18 protein-coding genes are annotated in these 21,082 nt (G+C 64.6%); 9 read left to right on the top strand and 9 right to left on the bottom strand.

Annotation, left to right across the window (positions count from 1 at the left end; genetic code table 11):
* From MAXJ12_RS11650 to MAXJ12_RS11660, 3 genes are all read left to right on the top strand, one after another.
* A partial coding sequence (locus tag MAXJ12_RS11650) for a replicative DNA helicase (protein WP_008836060.1) occupies positions 1–1,072 on the top strand: 1,072 nt, incomplete at its 5' end.
* 260 nt (positions 1,073–1,332) lie between these two features.
* Entirely contained in the window at positions 1,333–2,730 is a 1,398-nt protein-coding gene (radA, locus tag MAXJ12_RS11655) for a DNA repair protein RadA (protein ID WP_008836061.1), read from the top strand.
* 101 nt (positions 2,731–2,831) lie between these two features.
* On the top strand, positions 2,832–3,482 hold the full coding sequence (locus tag MAXJ12_RS11660) for a CvpA family protein (RefSeq protein ID WP_008836062.1): 651 nt from the start codon (positions 2,832–2,834) through the stop codon (positions 3,480–3,482).
* A 107-nt stretch (positions 3,483–3,589) separates the two neighbouring features.
* Here the strand turns inward: MAXJ12_RS11660 and MAXJ12_RS11665 are convergent, their stop codons facing one another.
* The gene (locus MAXJ12_RS11665) at positions 3,590–4,231 is read right to left on the bottom strand and encodes a VOC family protein (protein ID WP_008836063.1); all 642 of its coding nucleotides are present in this window, start codon (positions 4,229–4,231) and stop codon (positions 3,590–3,592) included.
* A gap of 213 nt (positions 4,232–4,444) precedes the next feature.
* Between MAXJ12_RS11665 and purF the strand changes: the two genes are divergently transcribed.
* A complete protein-coding gene (gene purF / locus MAXJ12_RS11670; RefSeq protein ID WP_008836064.1) occupies positions 4,445–5,914 on the top strand; it encodes an amidophosphoribosyltransferase in 1,470 nt (489 codons plus the stop codon).
* A gap of 232 nt (positions 5,915–6,146) precedes the next feature.
* On the opposite strand, the gene MAXJ12_RS11675 is transcribed toward purF, so the two are convergent.
* Entirely contained in the window at positions 6,147–6,578 is a 432-nt protein-coding gene (locus MAXJ12_RS11675; protein WP_008836065.1) for a DoxX family protein, read from the bottom strand.
* Between the two features lie 190 nt (positions 6,579–6,768).
* Between MAXJ12_RS11675 and MAXJ12_RS11680 the strand changes: the two genes are divergently transcribed.
* Together MAXJ12_RS11680 and MAXJ12_RS11685 are read left to right on the top strand one after the other, a co-directional pair.
* Positions 6,769–7,530 (top strand): SDR family NAD(P)-dependent oxidoreductase, encoded by a 762-nt coding sequence (locus MAXJ12_RS11680; protein ID WP_040585938.1) that lies wholly within the window; start codon positions 6,769–6,771, stop codon positions 7,528–7,530.
* A gap of 89 nt (positions 7,531–7,619) precedes the next feature.
* A complete protein-coding gene (locus tag MAXJ12_RS11685) occupies positions 7,620–8,249 on the top strand; it encodes a hypothetical protein (protein WP_008836067.1) in 630 nt (209 codons plus the stop codon).
* Positions 8,250–8,258: 9 nt separating this feature from the next.
* Here MAXJ12_RS11685 and MAXJ12_RS11690 read toward each other — a convergent pair whose 3' ends face one another.
* Positions 8,259–8,786, bottom strand: a complete 528-nt coding sequence (locus MAXJ12_RS11690; protein ID WP_008836068.1) for an OsmC family protein — start codon at positions 8,784–8,786, stop codon at positions 8,259–8,261.
* 243 nt (positions 8,787–9,029) lie between these two features.
* Between MAXJ12_RS11690 and MAXJ12_RS11695 the strand changes: the two genes are divergently transcribed.
* Both MAXJ12_RS11695 and MAXJ12_RS11700 read left to right on the top strand, forming a co-directional pair.
* Complete coding sequence (locus MAXJ12_RS11695; protein WP_008836069.1) at positions 9,030–9,920, top strand: DMT family transporter; 891 nt, start codon at positions 9,030–9,032, stop codon at positions 9,918–9,920.
* A 67-nt stretch (positions 9,921–9,987) separates the two neighbouring features.
* The gene (locus MAXJ12_RS11700; RefSeq protein ID WP_040585931.1) at positions 9,988–10,905 is read left to right on the top strand and encodes a DMT family transporter; all 918 of its coding nucleotides are present in this window, start codon (positions 9,988–9,990) and stop codon (positions 10,903–10,905) included.
* Between the two features lie 268 nt (positions 10,906–11,173).
* Here the strand turns inward: MAXJ12_RS11700 and MAXJ12_RS11705 are convergent, their stop codons facing one another.
* On the bottom strand, positions 11,174–12,190 hold the full coding sequence (locus tag MAXJ12_RS11705) for an NAD-dependent epimerase/dehydratase family protein (protein WP_040585933.1): 1,017 nt from the start codon (positions 12,188–12,190) through the stop codon (positions 11,174–11,176).
* 772 nt (positions 12,191–12,962) lie between these two features.
* Between MAXJ12_RS11705 and MAXJ12_RS11710 the strand changes: the two genes are divergently transcribed.
* On the top strand, positions 12,963–15,191 hold the full coding sequence (locus MAXJ12_RS11710; protein WP_040585941.1) for an AMP-binding protein: 2,229 nt from the start codon (positions 12,963–12,965) through the stop codon (positions 15,189–15,191).
* Here the strand turns inward: MAXJ12_RS11710 and pssA are convergent, their stop codons facing one another.
* From pssA to MAXJ12_RS11735, 5 genes are all read right to left on the bottom strand, one after another.
* The gene (pssA, locus tag MAXJ12_RS11715) at positions 15,192–16,004 is read right to left on the bottom strand and encodes a CDP-diacylglycerol--serine O-phosphatidyltransferase (RefSeq protein ID WP_040585935.1); all 813 of its coding nucleotides are present in this window, start codon (positions 16,002–16,004) and stop codon (positions 15,192–15,194) included. It lies immediately after the preceding gene.
* Positions 16,004–16,702, bottom strand: coding sequence for a phosphatidylserine decarboxylase (locus MAXJ12_RS11720; RefSeq protein WP_008836074.1), 699 nt, complete (start codon positions 16,700–16,702; stop codon positions 16,004–16,006). Before MAXJ12_RS11720 ends, pssA begins: the two co-directional genes overlap by 1 nt.
* 87 nt (positions 16,703–16,789) lie before the next feature.
* Complete coding sequence (locus MAXJ12_RS11725; RefSeq protein WP_008836075.1) at positions 16,790–18,664, bottom strand: ABCB family ABC transporter ATP-binding protein/permease; 1,875 nt, start codon at positions 18,662–18,664, stop codon at positions 16,790–16,792.
* A gap of 63 nt (positions 18,665–18,727) precedes the next feature.
* Positions 18,728–19,066 carry an ArsR/SmtB family transcription factor gene (locus MAXJ12_RS11730; RefSeq protein ID WP_008836076.1) on the bottom strand — a complete coding sequence of 113 codons (339 nt, stop codon included), beginning with the start codon at positions 19,064–19,066 and terminating at the stop codon, positions 18,728–18,730.
* Positions 19,067–19,117: 51 nt separating this feature from the next.
* Complete coding sequence (locus MAXJ12_RS11735) at positions 19,118–21,013, bottom strand: LysM peptidoglycan-binding domain-containing protein (protein ID WP_244421483.1); 1,896 nt, start codon at positions 21,011–21,013, stop codon at positions 19,118–19,120.
* Positions 21,014–21,082: the final 69 nt, after the last annotated feature.

A 21,082-nucleotide genomic window follows, 5' to 3' on the forward strand; every position in this document is an offset into this window, starting at 1 on the left:
CGCGCCCGTCGACATGTCGCCCTCCGACCAGATCGAGGATGCGGAGCGCCGCCTGTTCGAGCTTGCCGAAACCGGGCGCTACGATGGCGGTTTCGAAAGCTTCACCGACGCGGTGAAGACCGCGGTCGACATGGCCAATGCCGCCTATATGCGCGACGGACATCTTTCCGGCATCGCTACCGGCCTGCGCGATCTCGACCGCCGCATGGGCGGGCTGCAGCCTTCCGACCTGATCGTGCTCGCTGGCCGTCCCGGCATGGGCAAGACCTCGCTCGCCACCAACATCGCCTTCAACATCGCCCATCCCTACGAGCCGGCGCAGCAGGCGGACGGCTCGTTCAAGGCCGCCAATGGCGGCGTCATCGGGTTCTTCTCTCTCGAAATGTCGTCCGAGCAGCTCGCCACCCGCATCATTTCCGAGCAGACCGAAATCCCGTCCTCGAAGATTCGCCGCGGCGAGATCACCGAGACCGATTTCGAAAAGCTGGTCGCCTGCTCGCAGACCATGCAGAAGATCCCGCTGTTCATCGACCAGACCGGCGGCATCTCGATCGCACAGCTTGCGGCGCGCGCACGCCGGCTGAAGCGCCAGCGCGGCCTCGACGTCATCGTCATCGACTATATCCAGCTCATGCAGGGCTCTTCCGCCAAGGCCTCGCAGAACCGCGTGCAGGAAATCACCGAGATCACAACCGGCCTGAAGGCGCTGGGAAAAGAACTCGGCGTTCCCATCATCGCACTGTCGCAGCTCTCGCGACAGGTCGAAAGCCGCGACGACAAGCGCCCGCAGCTCTCCGACCTTCGCGAATCCGGCTCCATCGAGCAGGATGCTGACGTGGTCCTCTTCGTCTACCGCGAGGAATATTACCTCAAGAACAAGGAGCCGAAGCCCGGCACGCTCGAATATACCCAGTGGGAAACCGACATGAACGAGGTGCGCGGCAAGGCCGAAGTCATCATCGCCAAGCAGCGTCACGGCCCGACCGGCACCGTATCCCTGGCCTTCACCGGCGAGTTCACCCGCTTCTCCGACCTGGCGGAAGAGCATCATCTGCCGGAACGGTATGAGTAGTTTGTTGGTCTGCTCTTCCTCTCCAACGACCCCCCTCTGGCCTGCCGGCCATCTCCCCCTCAAGGGGGGAGATTGGCAGCTTCAACGCCGTCGCTCTTCTTGCGGCCTCGAAGATTGGCGAAAACGATTGCGACAGCCGATCTCCCTTCTTGAGGGGGAAATGGCCGGCAGGCCAGAGGGGGGTCGTTGCAGAACGAAATGGGGTGTCACCCCCACCCCGGCGCTACGCGGCAGCCCTCCCCTCGAAGGGACGGGACATCGTGGCTAAATCCCGCATCCAGTTCATCTGCCAGAATTGCGGCTCGGTGCATCAGCGCTGGGCCGGCAAGTGCGACGCGTGCGGCGAGTGGAACACGCTCGTCGAGGAAGGCACCAATGGCGGCATTGGCAGCGGCCCGGCCGCCATGCGCAGCGCGCGCAAGGGCCGCGCAGTCGTGCTCACCACCCTGTCGGGCGACATTGAGGACGCGCCGCGTATCGCTTCCGGCATCGGCGAGCTCGACCGCGCCACCGGCGGCGGCTTCGTCCGCGGCTCGGCGCTGCTCGTAGGCGGCGATCCCGGCATCGGCAAATCGACGCTTCTGACGCAGGCCGCCGCCGCCCTCGCCGCCAAGGGCCACCGCATCGTCTACGTCTCGGGCGAAGAGGCCGTGGCCCAGATCAGGCTACGCGCCCAGCGGCTCGGCGTCGCCGATACCCCGGTCGAGCTCGCCGCAGAAACCAATGTCGAGGACATTCTCGCTACCGTCGCAGACGGCCGCCGCCCCGACCTCCTCATCCTCGATTCCATCCAGACCCTGTGGACCGACATGGCCGATTCGGCGCCGGGTACTGTCACCCAGGTTCGATCGGCCGCGCAGGCGATGATCCGCTATGCCAAGTCGACCGGTGCTGCGGTCGTGCTGGTCGGCCACGTCACCAAGGAGGGCCAGATCGCCGGTCCCCGCGTCGTCGAGCACATGGTCGACGCTGTGCTCTATTTCGAGGGAGAAGGCGGCCACCACTACCGCATCCTGCGCACGGTAAAGAACCGCTTCGGCCCGACCGACGAGATCGGCGTCTTCGAGATGTCCGACAAGGGGCTGCGCGAAGTGTCCAATCCGTCCGAGCTGTTCCTCGGCGAGCGCCACGCGAAATCGCCGGGCGCGGCGGTTTTCGCCGGCATGGAAGGCACGCGGCCGGTTCTGGTCGAGATCCAGGCGCTGGTAGCGCCCTCGCCGCTCGGCACGCCTCGGCGCGCCGTGGTCGGCTGGGATTCGGCTCGGCTGTCCATGATCCTCGCGGTGCTCGAAGCCCATTGCGGCGTGCGTTTCGCCACGCATGATGTCTATCTGAACGTCGCCGGCGGCTACCGCATCACCGAGCCCGCAGCCGATCTCGCCGTCGCCGCCGCCCTGGTTTCCTCGCTCACCGGTATTGCCCTTCCCGCCGATTGCGTCTATTTCGGCGAAATCAGCCTTTCGGGCGCCATCAGGCCGGTTGCGCATGCGCAGCAGCGGCTCAAGGAAGCGGAAAAGCTGGGGTTTGGACAAGCGGTTCTGCCGCGCGGCAGCGAGGAAATTTCCGGGGGAAACGGATTCGGCGCTTTTCAGCCCGAAACGCTCACCGATCTGGTGGTGCGCATCGCGGGCACATTGCGCCGGAACGCGGAAGACTGAACCGGCCGCGACCGGTGAGGAGTGTGTGGATAATCTGAATGCCGCCATTTGCAGGCCGGCGTCACCTGATATCACACACCGGTAGATGGAGTGGGAACACAATGCCGATAACGCTGCTTGACGGAATTCTCGTCGGCTTCACGCTGGTTTCGGCCATGCTTGCCATGGTGCGCGGCTTTTCCCGCGAGGTCCTGTCGATAGCATCCTGGGCGGCGGCCGCCGCGGCTGCGTTCTTCTTCTACAGGCCGGTGCTGCCCTATGTGCAGCCCTATATCGACAATGAGCAGCTCGCCATGGCGGCGGCGGCCGGCATCGTCTTCATCGTCGCGCTGATCGTCGTCACTGTCATCACCATGAAGATCGCCGATTTCATCATCGACAGCCGCGTCGGCGCACTCGACCGCACGCTGGGTTTCCTCTACGGCGCGGCGCGCGGCATTCTGGTGGTGGCGGTCGGTCTGCTGTTCTTCAACTGGCTGGTCGGGACCAACCCGCCGGCCTGGATCTCCGAGGCCAAGTCCCGCCCGCTGCTCGAATCGATTGGCGGCACGCTGGAATCGATGCTGCCCGACGATCCGGAAAATTCGATCCTGAAGCGATTGCAGGTCGATGAGGCTCCCGAGGCGGGAACCGAAGCGCCTCCGGCCGCCGAGCCGCCCGCGGCCGACGCCGCTCCGACGGAGACTGCGCCCGCCGGGAAAGCGCCCGCCGGGGAAGCACCTGCAGAGGAAGCGCCGCCCCCCGCGCAATAGCTAGTTTGCCAAGCTCGGTGACGTTCGGACCGCCGCCGTTCCCTCGCAACGCGTGTTCACATCGGAGCCGACCGCTCCATCTTGAGGGCGGCCTGACTATGCGCTGATCACCGCGTAGGTGCTCCTGCGAACCCAATCAGGTTCTCATCCGGATCCTGAATGATGAACGTGCGGGAGCCCCATGGTTCAGTCCTCAAGGTCTGGTGAAATGTGACGCCGGCCGTCTGAAACTCGAGGAAGAGCGGCTTGGCGTCATTGAGGGTAAGCACTGCAGAAAGCGCATCGCGCTCCCTGCCCCGGAATCCGCTGTCGAACACAGGTCCGGCGACCTTTCGCAAATTCAGGCGGGCGCCGTCGCGCGCGACCTGAGCGTAGAACGGCGGTTTTCCGTAGGAAAATGCGATTTTGAAACCTAGCTTGCGGACGTAGAAGTCGCAGGCGACTTCGATATTGGCGACGAAGAGTTGCGGCTCTGCCGCCACGATGACGGCCTTGCTAACGGTGGAAGCTGTTGTGGTCATGGGCTTCATTGCCTTGATCAGGGCCGGCCAACTCTCGAACCCATACTGTTTGGCGACAAGCTCCTGCGCATCGGTAAGCTTGAAATCCATTTTCAGGACTTCGCTGTCGGGCAAGCCGCGAAAGCGATCCAGAACCGAGCTGATTTGAAACGCGACGGGATAATGCCTGTCACGGTGCCATCGCAGGTATTGCTTGGCTTGCTTCCTGAGGTTTTCGATATTTGGCATAGGGCGCGCTACGGTGGACATTGTCGTAGGCGGGCAGTGCCCCTCCGGCTGTGCCGATGCGTCCTACAGCAGCACCGCCAAGTTAGGCCGGTGAACTATTTGCGTCAAGGAACGGCGAAAATCCAAGCTGCAACACAGCCATCCCGATTTGCCGGTGGCATTGCCGGCACTGTTACCTTATATGACGGTTTTCCGACACTGGACCGCGGCCCGATGGTTGACGCAGATAAACTCCTCTCCGCAGAGGCCGACGATCATTTTCACGACGAATGCGGCGTGTTCGGCATTTTCGGCCGGCAGGACGCCGCTGCGATCGTAACGCTCGGCCTGCACGCTTTGCAGCACCGCGGCCAGGAGGCGGCGGGCATCGTCTCCTATGACGGCACGCAATTCCACGTCGAACGCCATGTCGGGCTGATCGGCGACACCTTCACCAAGCCTCGCGTCATCGAAAGCCTGAAGGGCACCCGCGCCATCGGCCACACGCGTTACGCCACCACCGGCGGCTCCGGCATTCGCAATGTCCAGCCGCTGTTTGCCGAACTCGCCGATGGCGGCTTTGCCGTCGCCCACAACGGCAACATCACCAACGCCATGACCGTCCAGCGCACCCTGCAGAAGCAGGGCGCGATCTTCTCCTCGACCTCGGACACCGAGACCATCCTGCACCTCGTCGCCACCAGCCGCGAGAAGGACGTCAACTCGCGCTTCATCGAGGCTGTCCGCACACTCGAGGGCGCGTTCTCGCTGGTGGCGCTCACCTCCAAGAAGATGATCGGCTGCCGCGATCCGCTCGGCATCCGCCCGCTGGTGCTCGGCGATCTCGACGGCGCCTGGATCCTCGCCTCCGAGACCTGCGCCCTCGACATTATCGGCGCACGCTTCGTGCGCGATCTGAAACCCGGCGAGATGGTTGTTGTCACCGCCAAGGGCATCGAAAGCGTATTTCCTTTCGAAAAGCAGAAGCCGCGCTTCTGCATCTTCGAATATGTCTATTTCGCCCGGCCGGATTCGTCGGTCGAAGGCCGCAATGTCTATGACGTGCGCAAGCGCATCGGCATGGAACTCGCCATCGAGAACCCTGTCGACGCCGACATCGTGGTGCCGGTGCCCGATTCGGGTACGCCGGCCGCGATCGGCTTTGCCCAGGCTGCCGGCCTGCCCTTCGAGCTCGGCATCATCCGCAACCACTATGTCGGCCGTACCTTCATCCAGCCGACCGATTCGATCCGCCACATGGGCGTCAAGCTCAAGCACAACGCCAACCGCCGCATGATCGAGGGCAAGCGCGTGGTGCTGGTCGACGATTCGATCGTGCGCGGCACCACCAGCCAGAAGATCGTGCAGATGGTGCGCGATGCCGGCGCGAAGGAAGTGCATATGCGCATCGCCTCGCCGCCGACGCGCTCCTCCTGCTTCTACGGCGTCGACACACCGGAGACGGCGAAGCTCCTGGCCTCGCGCATGTCGGTCGAGGAAATGGCCGAATTCATTCGCGTCGATTCGCTCGGCTTCCTGTCGATCGACGGGCTCTATCGCGCCGTCGGCGAGGCGCGCCGCGAGAACGACCAGCCGCAGTTCTGCGACGCCTGCTTCACGGCCGAATACCCGACCCGCCTGCTCGACCACGAAGGCGCCGACAATGTCCGGACGCTCTCGTTGCTCGCGGGCGGCGGGCAGTAGATATTTGGTGCGTCCTTCGAGGCTCCCCTTCGACCGCTCGCAAGCTCGCGGCTCAGGGTCGCACCTCAGGATGAGGGAGGCTGGCGGCTCGATCCCCAACTCTAAAACGTCGGCATGACAGAATTTGGGGCGGTGCACCTCCGTCCCTCATCCTGAGGTGCGAGCGAAGCGAGCCTCGAAGGACGCACAATAAAAGTTCAAGCTTCCGCATTTCACAAGTTGGCGCTCTAGCTCAGCCGCGCGCAGGAGCAGCCTCGCCCTTCCGGATGAACCCGCGATGCACGGCCAGCCGCTCTCCCGGCCCGTGAACGGCCGCGTAAAGAAGTCCCGCCAGGAAGGTGAAGTGGTCGACGAAGAAGCCGAACTCGTATTGGCCTTGAGGCCCCTCCCAATGTGACGGGCCGTGGAAGGCGAAGCCTAGGAAAATCACGTACACCCCGGCGAGCAACGCGGCTTCCGAGAAAAACGCACCGGTCAGGAAGGCCAGCACGAGCGCGGTTTCGAAGATCGCGGCGAGCCATGCCAGAAGCAGCGGAAACGGAAATCCAGCCGCCGCGATGTAACCGGCCGTATCCGACATTCCGGCGAACTTGAAGCTCGCCGCCATTGCGAAAAGGCCGGCGAAGATCAGTCTTGCGACGAGGATTGCAACGGTCTTGCTCATGGGTCCAATTCTCCAACGATGTTCATTTGCATCTAGGACGCTGGGCAACGCGCGTTTCCGACATCGGCCGCCGAAGATTCCGCGTGTCGAGACTCAGGTCGGACTTGCGAATCTGTATTCCAGGGTTCCGTTCGCGGCAAATAAGTCCTATCTGGTGCCGGTTTCCGATCGGCCCGAACTGGATGCCCGCATGATCCCCACCCCCGACCTCACCGACCGCGTCGCCCTCGTCACCGGCGCGTCGCGCGGCATCGGCTATCACATCGCAAAGCAGATGGCGGCGGCGGGCGCGCATGTCGTCGCTGTCGCCCGCACGGTCGGCGGCCTGGAAGAGCTCGACGACGAGATCAAGGCCGAAAACGCCCGCACCGGCAAGGGCGAGGCGACGCTGGTGCCGCTCGACCTCACGGACATGGCCGGCATCGACCGGCTCGGCGGCGCGATCCATGAGCGCTGGAAAAAGCTCGACATCCTAGTCGCCAATGCCGGCATCCTCGGCGTCATCGCGCCGATCGGCCATGTCGAGGCGAAGGTCTTCGAGAAGGTCATGGCGGTGAACGTCACCGCCACCTGGCGGCTGATCCGCTCGGTCGATCCGCTGCTGCGCCTGTCCGACGCCGGCCGCGCCATCATCATGTCGTCGGGCGCGGCGCATTCGGCCAACGCCTTCTGGGCGCCCTACGCCGCCTCCAAGGCCGCCGTCGAGGCGCTCGCCCGCTCTTGGGCCGACGAGACCAAAAACCTGCCGCTCAGGATCAATTGCGTCAATCCCGGCGGAACGCGCACCGCCATGCGTGCCCAGGCCTTTCCGGGCGAGAACCCCGAGACGCTGCCCACCCCGGCCGAAATCGCCGCCAGGATCATTCCGCTGGCCAGCCCGTCGCTTACGGAAACAGGGCTGCGATATGAGGCGCGTCAAGAGCGCTTCGTCACATACCGGATGCCCGAATAGCGCTTCGGCCAACACGGGCTTGTGATTGGCCCGCCTCCGAGGGCAGCCCTAGTTTTCTCCCGGGCGGGTTGCATCCCGGGAGGATTTTCATGAAACGCAGTCTCCTTCTTGCGTCCGCGGCGTTCGCAGCGACAATCTCGCTCGCCGCCGCGCAGGACAATGCGATGAGCTTCTTCGTCACCAGCCAGGGCCCCGGCAACGGCGCCAATCTCGGCGGGCTGGACGGCGCCGACGCCCATTGCCAGAGTCTCGCCGAGGCCGCCGGCTCGAGCGGCAAGACCTGGCGCGCCTATCTCTCGACCAGCACCGAGAATGCAAAAGACCGCATCGGCTCCGGGCCGTGGTTCAACGCCAAGGGCGAAAAGATCGCCGACGATGTCGCCTCGCTGCACAGCGACGCCAACGCCATCACCAAGGAAACGGCGCTCAACGAAAAAGGCGAGGTGGTCAGCGGCCGCGGCGACCAGCCCAACCGGCACGACATATTGACTGGTTCGATGCCCGACGGCACGGTGGCTGCCGACCAGACCTGCGGCGACTGGACGCTCGGCGGCGCGGAAGGGGCCGCCATGGTCGGCCATCACGACCGCATGGGCCTCGACGATTCCGCGGCGGCCAAGTCATGGAACTCTTCGCATGCCTCGCGCGGCGGCTGCAGCCAGGAGGCGCTCAGGGGCACCGGCGGCGACGGACTGCTCTACTGTTTCGCCACCAACTGACCCGATGCTTCACATCCGTGCGGCCGGCCGGTGCGGCTCGGCCGTCACCAACAGTTCCGGCTTCTGGTTGATGGTCTGGAACACCACGCAATAGCGTTCGGTCAGCTTGATCAGCGTGTCGATGCGATCCTGCGGTTCGTCGGTGTCGAGTTCGAAACGCAGCCGTATCGAGCGAAAGCCGACCGGCGCGTCCTTGGCAACGCCCAGCGTGCCGCGAAAATCGAGGTCGCCCTCGGCCTCCACCTTGGCGCCGTCGAGCCGGAATTCCAGTGCGGTCGCCACCGCCTTCAGCGTCACGCCTGCGCAAGCCACCAGCGCCTCCAGCAGCATGTCGCCGGAGCAGAGTTCGAGCCCCGAGCCGCCGGTCGCCGGATGCAGCCCGGCCACCGCGATCGCCCGCCCGGTTTCGACCTTGCAGGCGATCGCCTGGTCGTCGATCGAGCCTTTGGCGCGCAGCGTTATCACCGCGCTTTGCGCATCGTCGCGATAGGCCTGCTTCAGCGGCCCCTGCACCGACTTCAGTTCCGCTGCATCCATTGCCTGTCCTCCTTCAGTTTGGGCTGCATGCTAGAGCATGATCCCGAAAAGTTGCAGACTTTTCGGACGTACGGCCAGAGAGAGTTTTTTGGCCGGATTGAAGTTGTCGGGGGCTTCGATTCCCCCGCATTCCCTGCGCCAACGCTCGCCTTCGGCTGGCGCTGCTTGCCCCGTCGCGGCAGCCCTATAGCTGCTTCCGCGAGAGCAGCCCTCGCCCCTCGAACGCCCTAGGAATACAGCCGCATGGCCAACGCCGTCATTCTCGACACGCGCGAACGGGTCTATGCGGGCATCGTGCTCACCAGCCTCGCCTATTTCCTGTTTTCCCTGCAGGACGCGTCGATCAAGCTTCTGGTGACAGCCATCACCGTCTGGCAGATCCTGTTCTTCCGCAGCGCCACCATCCTCGCAGCCTGCGCCGTCATCGGCGGCCGCAAGCTCTTCGAAGAATCGCTGCGCTCGCCGATTGTCAGGCCGATGCTCTTGCGCAGCTTCATCATCCTTGCGGCCTGGCTCTGCTACTACACCGCGGCAAGGGACCTGCAGCTTGCCGAGCTGACCACGATCTATTTCGCCGCCCCGATCATCGTCACCGTGCTCTCCATCTTTGTCCTCGGCGAGGACGTGCCGCTGGCCAGATGGATCGCCGTGCTTGTCGGCTTCGCAGGCGTCTTCATCGCCTGCGACCCAGCCCGGCTCGGCCTGTCGCTGCCGGTGGCGCTGGTGCTCGCCGCCGCCTTCCTGTGGGCGCTATCGATCGTGCTCCTGCGCAAGATCGCCATGCAGGAAAGGACGCTGATCCAGATCGTCCTCAACAACGGCTTCTTCCTCGTCATCGCCGGCATCCCGCTGCTCTTCCTATGGCAGACGCCGGCTGGCGGCGAATGGCTGCTGCTGGTCGGGGTCGGCGCGCTCGGCGGCCTGGCGCAATTCGCCCTCTTCGAGGGCATGAAGCGCGCGCCGGTCTCCATCATCGCGCCATTCGAATATACCTCGCTGGTCTGGTCCTTCCTGCTCGGTTACCTGATCTGGGGCGACATTGCGCGGCGCGAAGTGTTCATCGGCGCCGCGCTGATCTTTTCGGCCGGCCTGATCATCATCGCCACCGAACATTTCCGCAAACGCGCGGTTTGACACAGTTGCTGACAGGCCGCTGTCAGCACCGCTCCTGTAGATGTTGGGTAATCAAACGGGTGAAGGCATGACGCCGGGGCTTGACGAACAGACGGGACGGATGCTCGGCATCGCGCTGGTCGCGTGCTCGGCCGCCGTCTTCGGCTTGGCGGGTGTTCTCACAAAATCGATCCATACCGATCCGCTGACCATCAATTGCTGGCGCGGGCTGGTCGGCGCGCTGCTGATAGCGGCCTATGTGTTCTGGCGGCGCTCCCGCGAGGCATCGCCACGGCCGCTCAGGCTCGGCTGGCGCGGCTGGCTGATGGCGGCGGTCGGGGCAGCCGCCAGCGTCGCCTTCATCGCCGCCTTCAAGAACACCTATGTCGCCAATGTCGCGATCATCTATGCAACCGCGCCCTTCGTTGCGGCGCTGCTCGGCTGGCTTCTGGTGCGCGAAAAAGTCCGCTCGCAAACCATGCTGGCGGCCGCTCTGTCGCTGGCGGGCGTCGGCCTCATGGTGTTTTCCGGCATCGGCACCGGCCAGCCGTTCGGCGACGGCCTGGCTCTGCTGATGACGCTCGGCAGCGCGCTCTACATGGTGCTGATCCGCAAGTTCCGCGACACGCCGGTGGTCTGGGCCGGCGCGGTGTCGGCCTTCCTCCTCTTCGGGCTCGGCTGGTTCGTCACCGACCCGCTGGCCGTCTCCCAGCGCGACGCCATCCTGCTAGCCGCCTTCGGCGCATCCTTCGCGCTCGCCTCCGTGCTCTGGACCGAGGGCTCGAGGCTTATCCCAGCCGCCGAAGCCGGCCTGCTAGGCTCGGCCGAAGTGCCCTTCGCGATACTGTTCGGCTGGCTGTTCCTGACCGAATTTCCACCCGCCGCAAGCCTGGTTGGCGGCGCTGTCGTGCTCTTGGCGGTCTTTGCACATGCGGGCCGTGACCTCGCTCTGGCACGCGCCGGAACGGCTCATTCAAAAAAATGCATCGCCGCGAATAAAAATTGATTTTTTGTTGGAACCTTCTTCTCCGTCGCCTGTTGTAGTCGCACGGACGGGCTGTCCCCATGCCCAAACCCCCCTCGCCCGTCCGAATTACTCAAGCCGGCCGCAAGGCCGGCTTTTTCTTTGGGGAAGAGCGGCAACGGCCACCAAAGACTGCCTTCGACCCAATCCTGTCGCTTTAGTGACAACGAGTGACTGGGTGGAAGCTCTAGACAGCCGTGGCCCCAATCAGGCGGCCAGCGATGCTGCCCCCGGGCAGCCGTGGCCCCAATCAGGCGGCCAGCGATGCTGCCCCCGGCAACTGCAGTGCGCGCTCGTCGGCTTGGTAGTCGAAATGATCGTTGTGATACGCTGCGAGTTGCGGCAGGCGCTCGCGCCAATTCTCGCTCCGGACATTGTCGACAAGCCACCTGACTGCCGGTCCTACGGACTGTGCATAGGTCGCTTCCGCGGTCGCCGCAGCGGAGCACACCATCGGCAGGCGGACTGACCACGGCGTTGCACCAAGCTTGGGCGGATGTGTCGGTGCGTCAGGCAAGCCGACGAGTTCCGCTCGTCCATCCATCACATCCATGATCGCGCGACCGATCTCGGCAACGGTCGGGCAATCGGCGTCGGAAACATTGGCGACCGCCGGCAGGTTTCCGGCCACCGCTTCCATCACGGCATCGGCAATGGCGGCGGCGGACGTGGTCTGAAAGCGGCTTTGACCGCCGTAGGCCAAGGGAATGGCCGTCCTGCCATCCAGCAACCTTTTCACAAACCACCATTCGCGCGCGTGCTTGCTTTCCGGCCCGTGGATGGCGCAGGGCCGCAAGATCGTCACCGGGCACGACGAGCCGTCCAGAAGCGCCTTCTCCATCGCGATCTTGCGCGTCGAATAAGTTTCCGGCCCGGGAGCGACGGTCGGGCTTTCCTCGGTCAATGGCACGGGGAATGCAGGAAAGCCGCATTCGGACGCCTCATCCAAAGTTCGACCCTCGTCGTCGCGATAGACGCTCGCGCTCGAAATCGCCACGATACGTCCCGCTTTACGTCCGGCCCGAGCGAGGCATTCCGCATCGGCCGCGTCGAAGGCTACGCAGGACAACAGAAGGTCTGTGTCAGGGCCGACCACGGCCCCCAATCTCTCAACGTCGCGGGCGTCGGCTTCAATGTGGCGACAGCCGTCCGGCAGAGCTGTGGCGTGGCGGCTTACAACGGTCACGCCCAAGCCATCACCAACCAGGCGACGTAGCGTTGCGAGGCCGATCTGTCCGGTCCCCCCAACAATTACGGCTCTGGGCATCGCTAAACTCCTTCAAGCTTAAGGAAGCATAGTGGTTTGCCAACCTCAATCGTCGGACCACAACGTCTTGACGCAGGACGGTCGCTTGTCCGCAAAGCCGCCCTTCGGCGGACGGAAACCCAAATTCCCCCACCGTGCCGCCTGCACCTCCCCAACTGTGGACAAATCCAACCCCGTTCCGGCCCGTTCGCAAAAAAGAACTGTTGCGGAACAATGGCATAACAGCCGGCTCCAAAATTTTCGCGTCTGTATTTGTCCACACCCCCTTGTCCCTCCCTTATCCTCATCGGCAGTTTCTCCTGCGGGAACGCCGGTCATGACGGTGATTTGCGGGGAGGAACCGGTGTTCCGGGAAAGCGGCTAACGTGGCCGCGGAAGCGGAAGGTCGTCCAGAGTTTCCACGACTGTCCGCTAAGACGGGCACGAGGCGCCGTATATCGCTCGCGCTGGCACGGCAAACCACCGACGCATGTCGGCAGGTCCGCAGGCTGGGAAACGGGGGGCTGAAAAATCACCGGCGGGGCGCGAAGTTCGCGCCACGTATAAAAATTAGGAAGGCGTTGGCCTCGCGCCCCGCATCCCGACTCCTCCCTCAATGGCCAGACGCGAAAGCGGGCGTGGCAACGGAGAAGTGTGTTTATCTCCCCGGGCGAAGATAAACGCGCCATCCACTCCCAGGAGACAGCGCATTGACGTTCCGCCAGCTTCGTCTAGTTTTCTCAGTCGCGATGTCTGGTGGCGGCGAGACAATGCGTTGGGAGGTTGCGGCATGATCCTGATCAGCCTTGCTCTGCTCGCACTTGCGCTTGCCTACGTCGCTTTCGCCCTGCTGCAGAAGCTGCGCCTTGGCCTCACCCTGCATCAGGCCCTGCTCTACGCGCCGCTGAAGCTCGCCTATCGCATCGAGGACCGGGCGGTGCGCGAGGCCCACAAGACTCTCCGGCCTGTCATTTATGTGGTGACGCACCAGTCGCGCCTCGACCCGGCGCTGATGCTGGCGCTGCTGCCTGAAAACACGCTGCACATCCTCGACGAATGGTCGGCGAAATCGCCCTGGCTCGAGCCGTGGCGCGAGCTTTCCCGCACCATCGCCTTCAATGCCGAGCATGTTTTCGTCAGCCGCCGCCTGGTGCGCGTCCTGAAAGGCAATGGCCGGCTGGCAGTGTATATTCCCGATAATATCGCGCCGGACGTAAAATCGTTCCGCCTCTACCGCGCGGTGGCGCGCATAGCCATGCAGGCCGACGCCCGGATTGTGCCTGTCTTCGTCGCCGGCGCGCGGCATCTGCCCTTCTCGCTGACGCCAGCCGAAGAAGCGCCGCGCCGGCTGTTTCCGCGCCTCTCGATCACAACGCTGCCGCCGATGAGCATCGCCGAACTGACGGTCCGGTCGGGCGCACAGTCAGCGTCCGCTTCGACCGCGCTTTTCGACCGCGTGGCGGAAGCCCGCTTCGCCGCCGCCGATCCTGACCGCACGCTGTTCGTGGCCATCCGCGACGCCGCCGACCGTTACGGGTCGGCCCATCCGATCATCGAGGACGTGGTCAGCGGCTCGATGAGCTATAAGCGCCTGTTCATAGGCGCGCGTGTGCTCGGCCGCCGCCTTTCCGCTTCCACCGCGCCCGGCGAAGCCGTCGGAATCCTTCTGCCCAACGCCAACGGCGTGGTGCTGTCGCTGCTCGCCTTGACGTCTGCAGGCCGCGTCGCCGCGATGATCAACTATACGGCCGGCGCGGCCAGCGTCACCACGGCGGTGCGCACGGCGCTTATCCGGACCGTCGTCTCTTCTCGCGCGTTCATCGCCAAGGCCGGGCTTGACGATATCGTCGAGGCCGCCGAGGCGGGCGGCGCAACGTTCGTCTGGCTGGAGGAATTGCGCGACAGCGTGAGCCCGCTTGAAAAATTCACCGCCGCCCTGCAATGGCGGCGGCCGTTGGCCGTGCAGGAGAATTCCGGCAAACCGGCGGTGATCCTGTTCACTTCGGGCTCCGAGGGCACACCGAAGGCCGTCGTGCTGTCGCACCGCAATCTGCTCGCCAATGCTGCGCAGGTCGAGGCGCGAATCTCGATTTCGCCGCAGGACAAGCTTCTGAACGTGCTGCCGGTCTTCCACTCGTTCGGGCTGACCGGCGGGACCGTCCTGCCGCTCGTCAGCGGCGTAAAACTGTTCCTCTACCCCTCGCCGCTGCACTACAAGCTCATTCCGGAAGTCGCGGCAAAGGCTCGGCCAACCTTCATGTTCGGCACCGACACCTTCCTGTCGGCCTATGCCAGGACCGCCGGCGACGGTGATTTCTCGAGCCTACGCTTCGCCGTTTCCGGAGCCGAAAGTGTCAGAAGCGAGACCCGCCGCTTATGGCGTGAGCGCTTTGGCGCGGAGATCCTCGAGGGCTTCGGGCTGACCGAGGCAGCGCCCGTCGTCGCCGTCAATTCCGCGACGCACAGCCGCGAGGGCACGGTCGGCCGACTGCTGCCGGGCATGCGCATGCGGCTGGAGCCGGTGAAAGGCGTCGCGGAGGGCGGCCGCCTGTTGCTCAGCGGCCCCAATATCATGCTCGGCTACATGACCGCCGACCGGCCCGGCGAATTGCAGCCGCTAGCAGGCGACTGGCACGACACCGGTGACATCGTCTCGGTCGACCGCGACGGCTACATCACCATTCGCGGCCGCGCCAAGCGCTTCGCCAAGATCGCAGGTGAGATGGTCTCGCTGGGCGCGGTCGAAATGCTGGTGCAGTCGCTGTGGCCGGAGAAGCAGCATGCGGTCGTCTCGGTACCCGACAAGCGCCGCGGCGAGCGCATCGTGCTGGTCACCACGGCGGGCGACGCCGATCCCAACACACTGCGCCAATACGGCAAGAAGGCGGGCGCTGCCGAACTGATGGTGCCGCAGGATATCGTCAAGGTCGCGGAAATCCCGGTGCTCGGATCGGGCAAGACCGATTATGCGTCGGCGCGGCACTTGGCGCTCGAGCGGTTGGGGCTCAGCGCCGCGGCGTGATCACTCCGGCGAAGGCTCGGCGGCCTTCGCCTCCTCGAGCGCTGCCCGCCGCGAATAAGCGCGCGCGCTGAGCGGCAGGAACAGCAGATAGGCGATCACCGAAACCGCCAGCGTCTCCCAAGTGTAGGTCGACAACAACAACACGAAGAACACCACAGCCAGTATCCCCGGCAGCACCTTGTCGCCGGGAATCCTGAATTTCTTGCCGGAATAGATCGGTAGCCGGCTGACCAGCAGGATGGCGATAAGGACGGTGAAGCCGGAGCTGATGAACGCAACCGTGCGGCCGGGTTCGATGGCGCCGATGAAGACCAGATAGACGGGGAGAAGCACGATCACCGCGCCTGCAGGAGCCGGCACGCCGACGAAATATTCGGCCTGCCAGGCCGGTCGCTCCAGATCCTCGTCGAGCACGTTGAAGCGCGCCAGCCTCAGCCCGCAGGCGATGGCGAACAGCAGCGCGGCTATCCAGCCGGGCGAGCCGGCCCGGTCGAGCAGATAGGCGTAGAGCACCAGCGCCGGCGCTACGCCGAAATTGACGATGTCGGCCAGCGAATCCATCTGCGCGCCGAATTTCGATGTCGCCTTGAGCATCCGCGCGACGCGGCCGTCTATGCCGTCGAGGAAGGCCGCAACCAGAACCATGACCACCGCGGTCTCGAACCGGTGTTCGAAGGCCAGCCTGATCCCGGAGAGGCCGGCGCAGATCGCCAGCACGGTGATCAGGTTGGGCAGCACCATGCGCAGCGGGATCTCGCGGATGCGAGGTCCGCCCCGCCCATGTGGCTCGAATGGCTGGAAGGGAGTGGCCACTACGATACCCGCACCAGCGGCGTGGCCGCGCCGTCGCCGAATTCGGCGACCACCGTTTCGCCGGCGACAGCCGTCTGCCCGACCGCCACGCGCGGGGTTGCGTCGAGCGGCAGGAACACATCGACCCGGGACCCGAAGCGGATCAGGCCGATGCGCTCGCCGACCGCGACATTGCCGTTCGCCTCGGCGAAGCAGACGATGCGCCTTGCGACCAGCCCGGCGATCTGCACGGCGGCGACGGTGCCGTTGGGGCTTTCGATGACGAGGCCGTTGCGCTCGTTCTCGCTGCTCGCCTTGTCCAATTCGGCGTTGAGGAACTTGCCCGGCCGATGCTCGATACGGGTGATGCGGCCACGTACCGGCGAGCGGTTCACATGGCAGGAAAAGACGTTCATGAACACAGAAATCCGCGTCATCTCGCCCGTTCCGAGGCCGAGTTCGCGCGGCGGAACCGCCGGCCCTACGGCCGAAACAACGCCGTCGGCAGGGCTGATCACCAGCCGGTCGTCGACCGGCGTGACGCGTTCGGGATCGCGGAAGAAATAGGCGCACCAGCCGGTCAGGATAAGCCCGATCCAGAACAGGCTCGTCGAGAACAGCCCAAGGATCAGCGTGGCGCCTGCGAAAGCGCCGATGAACGGATAGCCTTCGCGGTGTATCGGCACGAAAACGTTCTTGACGGTGTCGACGAGGCTCATCGCGCTAGGCGGCTCCGATTGAATGCGGTCTGCTTAGCCGAAAGCACAGCCCGCCGCAACGCGGCAATCCCGGCTTGGCCCGGGAGGTTACAGTTCGGCGGTGCGGCGGCGAACCACCACACCGAATTCATCGGCTTCCCTGGCGATGCGCAGTCGCTCCTCGGCCTCGGTGGCCTCGCGCTGGCGATCCCACATTGAGGCGTACAGCCCCCTTTGGAGCAGCAAGTCGGCATGGGTGCCGCGCTCCGCGATCTGCCCGTCCTTGAGCACGATGATCTCGTCCGCGGAAATCACTGTGGAAAGGCGATGGGCGATAACGATGGTCGTACGCCCGCGGCTGACCATGTCGAGCGCGGCCTGGATCTCCTGCTCGGTATGGGTGTCGAGCGCCGAAGTCGCCTCGTCGAGCATCAGGATCGGCGGCGCCTTGAGGATGGTGCGGGCGATCGCCACACGCTGCTTCTCGCCGCCCGACAGCTTCAGCCCTCGTTCGCCGACCATGGATTCGTAGCCGCCCGGCAGGCTCTCTATGAACCCGCCGATCTGCGCGAGTTCGGCGGCCTTCTGCACCTCTTCGTCGGTCGCGTCGGTTCGGCCGTACCGGACATTGTAGGCGATGGTGTCGTTGAACAGCACCGTGTCCTGCGGCACCATGCCGATCGCGGCGCGCAGGCTCTCCTGCGTCACGTCGCGAATATCCTGCCCGTCGATCAGGATCGCCCCGCTCTGTATGTCGTAGAAGCGGAACAGAAGCCGCGAGACGGTCGACTTGCCAGCCCCGGATGGCCCGACGATGGCGATGGTCTTGCCCGCCGGAACCTCGAAGCTGACGCCCTTCAGGATCTGACGGTTGGCGTCGTAGGAGAAATGTACGTCGCGAAACTCGACCTTGCCTTCGGTGACAGCCAGCGGCTTTGCTCCTGGCCGGTCGACCACTTCCTGCTTCACGTCCAGGAGGTCGAACATCTGCTCGATATCGGTGAGACCCTGGCGGATTTCGCGGTAGATGAAGCCGATGAAGTTGAGCGGCACCGAAAGCTGCATCAGCATTGCGTTGATGAATACGAAATCGCCGATCGTCTGCGTTCCGGCCATGACTTCGAGGGCGGAAAGGCACATCACTATGACCATGCCGCCGCCGAAGATCACGCCCTGCCCGAAGTTCAGCCAGCCGAGCGATGTCCAGGTTTTCGTCGCGGCGGCCTCATAGCGCGCCATGGAGCGGTCAAAGCGCTGTGCCTCCATGCGCTCGTTGTTGAAATATTTCACCGTTTCGAAATTGAGCAGCGAGTCGATCGCCTTGGTGTTGGCGTCGGTGTCGCTGTCGTTCATCTCGCGGCGGATGGCGATGCGCCAATCGCTCGCCCAGACGGTGAACCAGGTATAGGCCGCCACTGTGACGGCGACGACCAGCACGTAGATCCAGCCATAGGCGAGCGCGAAGATGACCGCCGTCAGCGCGAATTCGAGCACCGTCGGTACAGTGTTCAGGATGGTGAAGCGGACTATGGTTTCGATGCCCTTGGTGCCGCGCTCGATGATTCGCGACAGACCGCCGGTACGCCGCTCCAGATGAAAGCGCAGCGACAGATCATGCATGTGCACGAAGGTGCGGTAGGCAAGCTGGCGGACCGCATGCTGGCCGACGCGTGCAAACAGCGCGTCGCGCAACTGGTTGAACCCGACCTGCACGATACGCACGAAATTGTAGGCGATGACCAGCGCCACCGGCGCGAGCATGAAGTCTGGCAGAGGCGGCGGCGCCTTGGCGTCGCCCACCAGCGCGTCGGTCGCCCACTTGAAGAAATACGGCACCGCCACAAGCACGAGCTTTGCGACGACCAGGAACACCGTCGCCCATACCACCCGCGCCTTCAAATCAGGGCGGTCGGCGGGCCACATATAGGGCCACAAATTGAGCAGGGTGCTGAAGGTCGAGCCTGCGGAAACGGTTTTTGCCACTAAGTCATTGCCTTTGATTTGTCAGCGGGCATGGTCCTGCCGGAAAGTCCGCGACTTTCGGGATTATGTAGGCCGGCTGGAACAGCAGGTGTCGACGAGGCCGGCTACGGAGGCGGAGATGCCAGCCAAAGCCTCGCGGTCGATCTCGTAAAGCGAGCGCTGACGTTCCGCCGAAAACCGCACCAGCCCTGCCTCGACCAACACCTTCAGATGCTGCGATACCGTCGATTGCGCCAGATCCAGTTGCTGGACGACGTCCTTGCAGCAGCAGGCGCGGTTGCCGGAAAGATGCTTCAGGATTTCAATTCTGGCCGGGTGCGACAGGGCCGCGAGTTTCGCCGCCAGCGCCTTGGCGGACGCGGACCCACATTCGTTGAAATCGGCGGAAGGAGAAACGTTCATCGTATATCGACGATAGACGATGGAGCTTTGAACGGCAAGGACTGGCGGCAATTATTGGATAGTGGTCGGGACCGCCTGCTCGCCGACGGCCTTCATGTCGGCTTCCTCGCCTTCGCTGGTCTTTTCCGGAACCTTGAACACCTGCCCCGGCCAGATCCGGTCGGGATCGCTGATCTGTTCCTGATTGGCCAGATAAATCGTCGAGTAGCGCACGCCCAACCCATAGACGCGGCGCGAAATCCGCCACAGCGAGTCGCCGCGGCGGATAATGACGGCGCCGGGCACACTTTCGAGTTTCGGCGCTAGCTGCGTCCCCTCGGGCATAGCCGCGACTTCGGCATTGGTCGCAGGTTTCGCCGTCTCAGCCTCTGCGGAAGCAGGCGGCGTCAATTCCGAAGCAGGTGCGGTCGTGCTACCGGCCGGGGCGGTGGCCGATTCGCCAGGCTGCTCCGTAGGCTGAGTTGACGGTGCATCCGCTTCTGCGGTTTCGCTCGGAGGAGCGGCGGGCTGTGGAGCCTCGGTACCCGAAGCGGGCGGAGAAGCATCGGCCGTGTCAGGAGGCGTGGTTGACGGCGTTGCGTCTGGTGCGGACGGCACATCGGCCGACGCAGATGCATCGCCGGATGCCGGCGATTCCGTGGAAGCTTGTGTTTCGGTGGAAGCGGATGGCCTGGCCGCATTCTCAGCGGAGGGGGCCGTCTGCGGCTCTGCCGGTTTCGGGGCGTCAGGCGCGGACTGTGGCTCCGCCGCATCTGGAGCAGTTGCGGCGGACTGCTCTCCGTCGGCGGCAGGCGTCTCGACCTGTGGCGCAGTCGTCTGCGGCGGCGTGACGGATGGCGCCACCGCGGCAAGATTTTCGCCCTCCTCGCGCTCGAACGGCACGGCCGCGCGCGCGGCGACTTTTACGCCGTCCGGCTCCAGCGCGTCGGCACGAATGATGTAGTCGCCGACCGGCAGGTCGCGCTCCGTCTCGATCAGGAAGCGGCCGCTCGGCGAGGCATCGGCGTCGCCCAGCAAAATGTCGTTCGCATAGACGCGGACCTTGCGGCCCGAATCGGCTACACCAGCGACAAAAATCTTGCGGCCCTCGATCTCCACTGCCTCGACCGCGACCTGCGGCTCGCCGGAAGGCGCGGTCGGCTTGAGTTCGACCGGTTCCTGGTCGGGCTTTGCCGCCGCAACCTGTTCTTCCGGCTCGCCTGGCTTGACTTCGGTTGGCGCCGTCTCGGCCTCTTGCGCCGCAACCTGTTCCTCGGGCGACGGCGCTTCCTCAGCGGGCGCCCGCGCCGCAGCCGGTTGCTCGGCCGGCGGCGTTTCCTCAGCGGGGGCTTTCGCCTCAGCCGATGTGGACGCCTCGGGTTCGTCGCTCGTGGGCTTTTTCTCTGGAGCCGCCGGCGCAGTCCCGGCCGAGGCCGGCGCTTCCGGCGCAGCGGCATCGCCACTCAAGGGCGGCGCGGGCTGCGGCTCCGGGACGGTAATCAGCTTGCTCGGCTCGCCCGGCTTCTCCACCAGCGCAAGCACCTGACCGTCCGGCTTTTCGGGAATGGATACGACGGCGGTTTCCAGCGATGTGGCGACAACTTTGTCGGGGGCGGTAGAGCGAAGCACGATCTGGTATCCGCCAGGTTTCAGCGGCTCGTCGATCACCACCGCGAAGTCGCCGTCAGGCCCGGCCACCGCGTTGCCGATGACGCGTGCGCCGGTAACGATCTCGACCGTTGCATCCGCTACAGCCTTGCCGGCGATTACGATCGAACCATCGCCCTCGACACGAACCACATCGAAGGATGGCGGCAGGACTTCCTGCGCGGACTTTCCGGCAACAGGAGCTTCACCGGCGGGAACATTTGCGCCTGGAGGCTGAGGTAGCCTCGCCATCTTGGGATTGGCCTGGGTTGCGCCCGGGGCCGGCGTTTCGGATGCCTCGGGAACCGGAGCGGAAGCCATTTTTGCATCGGGGCCGCCGAGGTAGGGATCGAATACGCCCGACACATAGGCCACCCCGCCCGCGGCGGG

The organism is Mesorhizobium alhagi CCNWXJ12-2 (assembly GCF_000236565.1).
GTDB lineage: Bacteria > Pseudomonadota > Alphaproteobacteria > Rhizobiales > Rhizobiaceae > Allomesorhizobium > Allomesorhizobium alhagi.

Coding starts and splice junctions, on each gene's coding strand:
- MAXJ12_RS11660 (WP_008836062.1), top strand. CDS start 2,832: ATGCCGATAACGCTGCTTGACGGAATTCTCGTCGGCTTCACGCTGGTT.
- MAXJ12_RS11665 (WP_008836063.1), bottom strand. CDS start 4,231: ATGCCAAATATCGAAAACCTCAGGAAGCAAGCCAAGCAATACCTGCGA.
- purF (WP_008836064.1), top strand. CDS start 4,445: ATGGTTGACGCAGATAAACTCCTCTCCGCAGAGGCCGACGATCATTTT.
- MAXJ12_RS11675 (WP_008836065.1), bottom strand. CDS start 6,578: ATGAGCAAGACCGTTGCAATCCTCGTCGCAAGACTGATCTTCGCCGGC.
- MAXJ12_RS11680 (WP_040585938.1), top strand. CDS start 6,769: ATGATCCCCACCCCCGACCTCACCGACCGCGTCGCCCTCGTCACCGGC.
- MAXJ12_RS11685 (WP_008836067.1), top strand. CDS start 7,620: ATGAAACGCAGTCTCCTTCTTGCGTCCGCGGCGTTCGCAGCGACAATC.
- MAXJ12_RS11690 (WP_008836068.1), bottom strand. CDS start 8,786: ATGGATGCAGCGGAACTGAAGTCGGTGCAGGGGCCGCTGAAGCAGGCC.
- MAXJ12_RS11695 (WP_008836069.1), top strand. CDS start 9,030: ATGGCCAACGCCGTCATTCTCGACACGCGCGAACGGGTCTATGCGGGC.
- MAXJ12_RS11700 (WP_040585931.1), top strand. CDS start 9,988: ATGACGCCGGGGCTTGACGAACAGACGGGACGGATGCTCGGCATCGCG.
- MAXJ12_RS11705 (WP_040585933.1), bottom strand. CDS start 12,190: ATGCCCAGAGCCGTAATTGTTGGGGGGACCGGACAGATCGGCCTCGCA.
- MAXJ12_RS11720 (WP_008836074.1), bottom strand. CDS start 16,702: ATGAGCCTCGTCGACACCGTCAAGAACGTTTTCGTGCCGATACACCGC.
- MAXJ12_RS11730 (WP_008836076.1), bottom strand. CDS start 19,066: ATGAACGTTTCTCCTTCCGCCGATTTCAACGAATGTGGGTCCGCGTCC.
- MAXJ12_RS11735 (WP_244421483.1), bottom strand. CDS start 21,013: ATGGCTTCCGCTCCGGTTCCCGAGGCATCCGAAACGCCGGCCCCGGGC.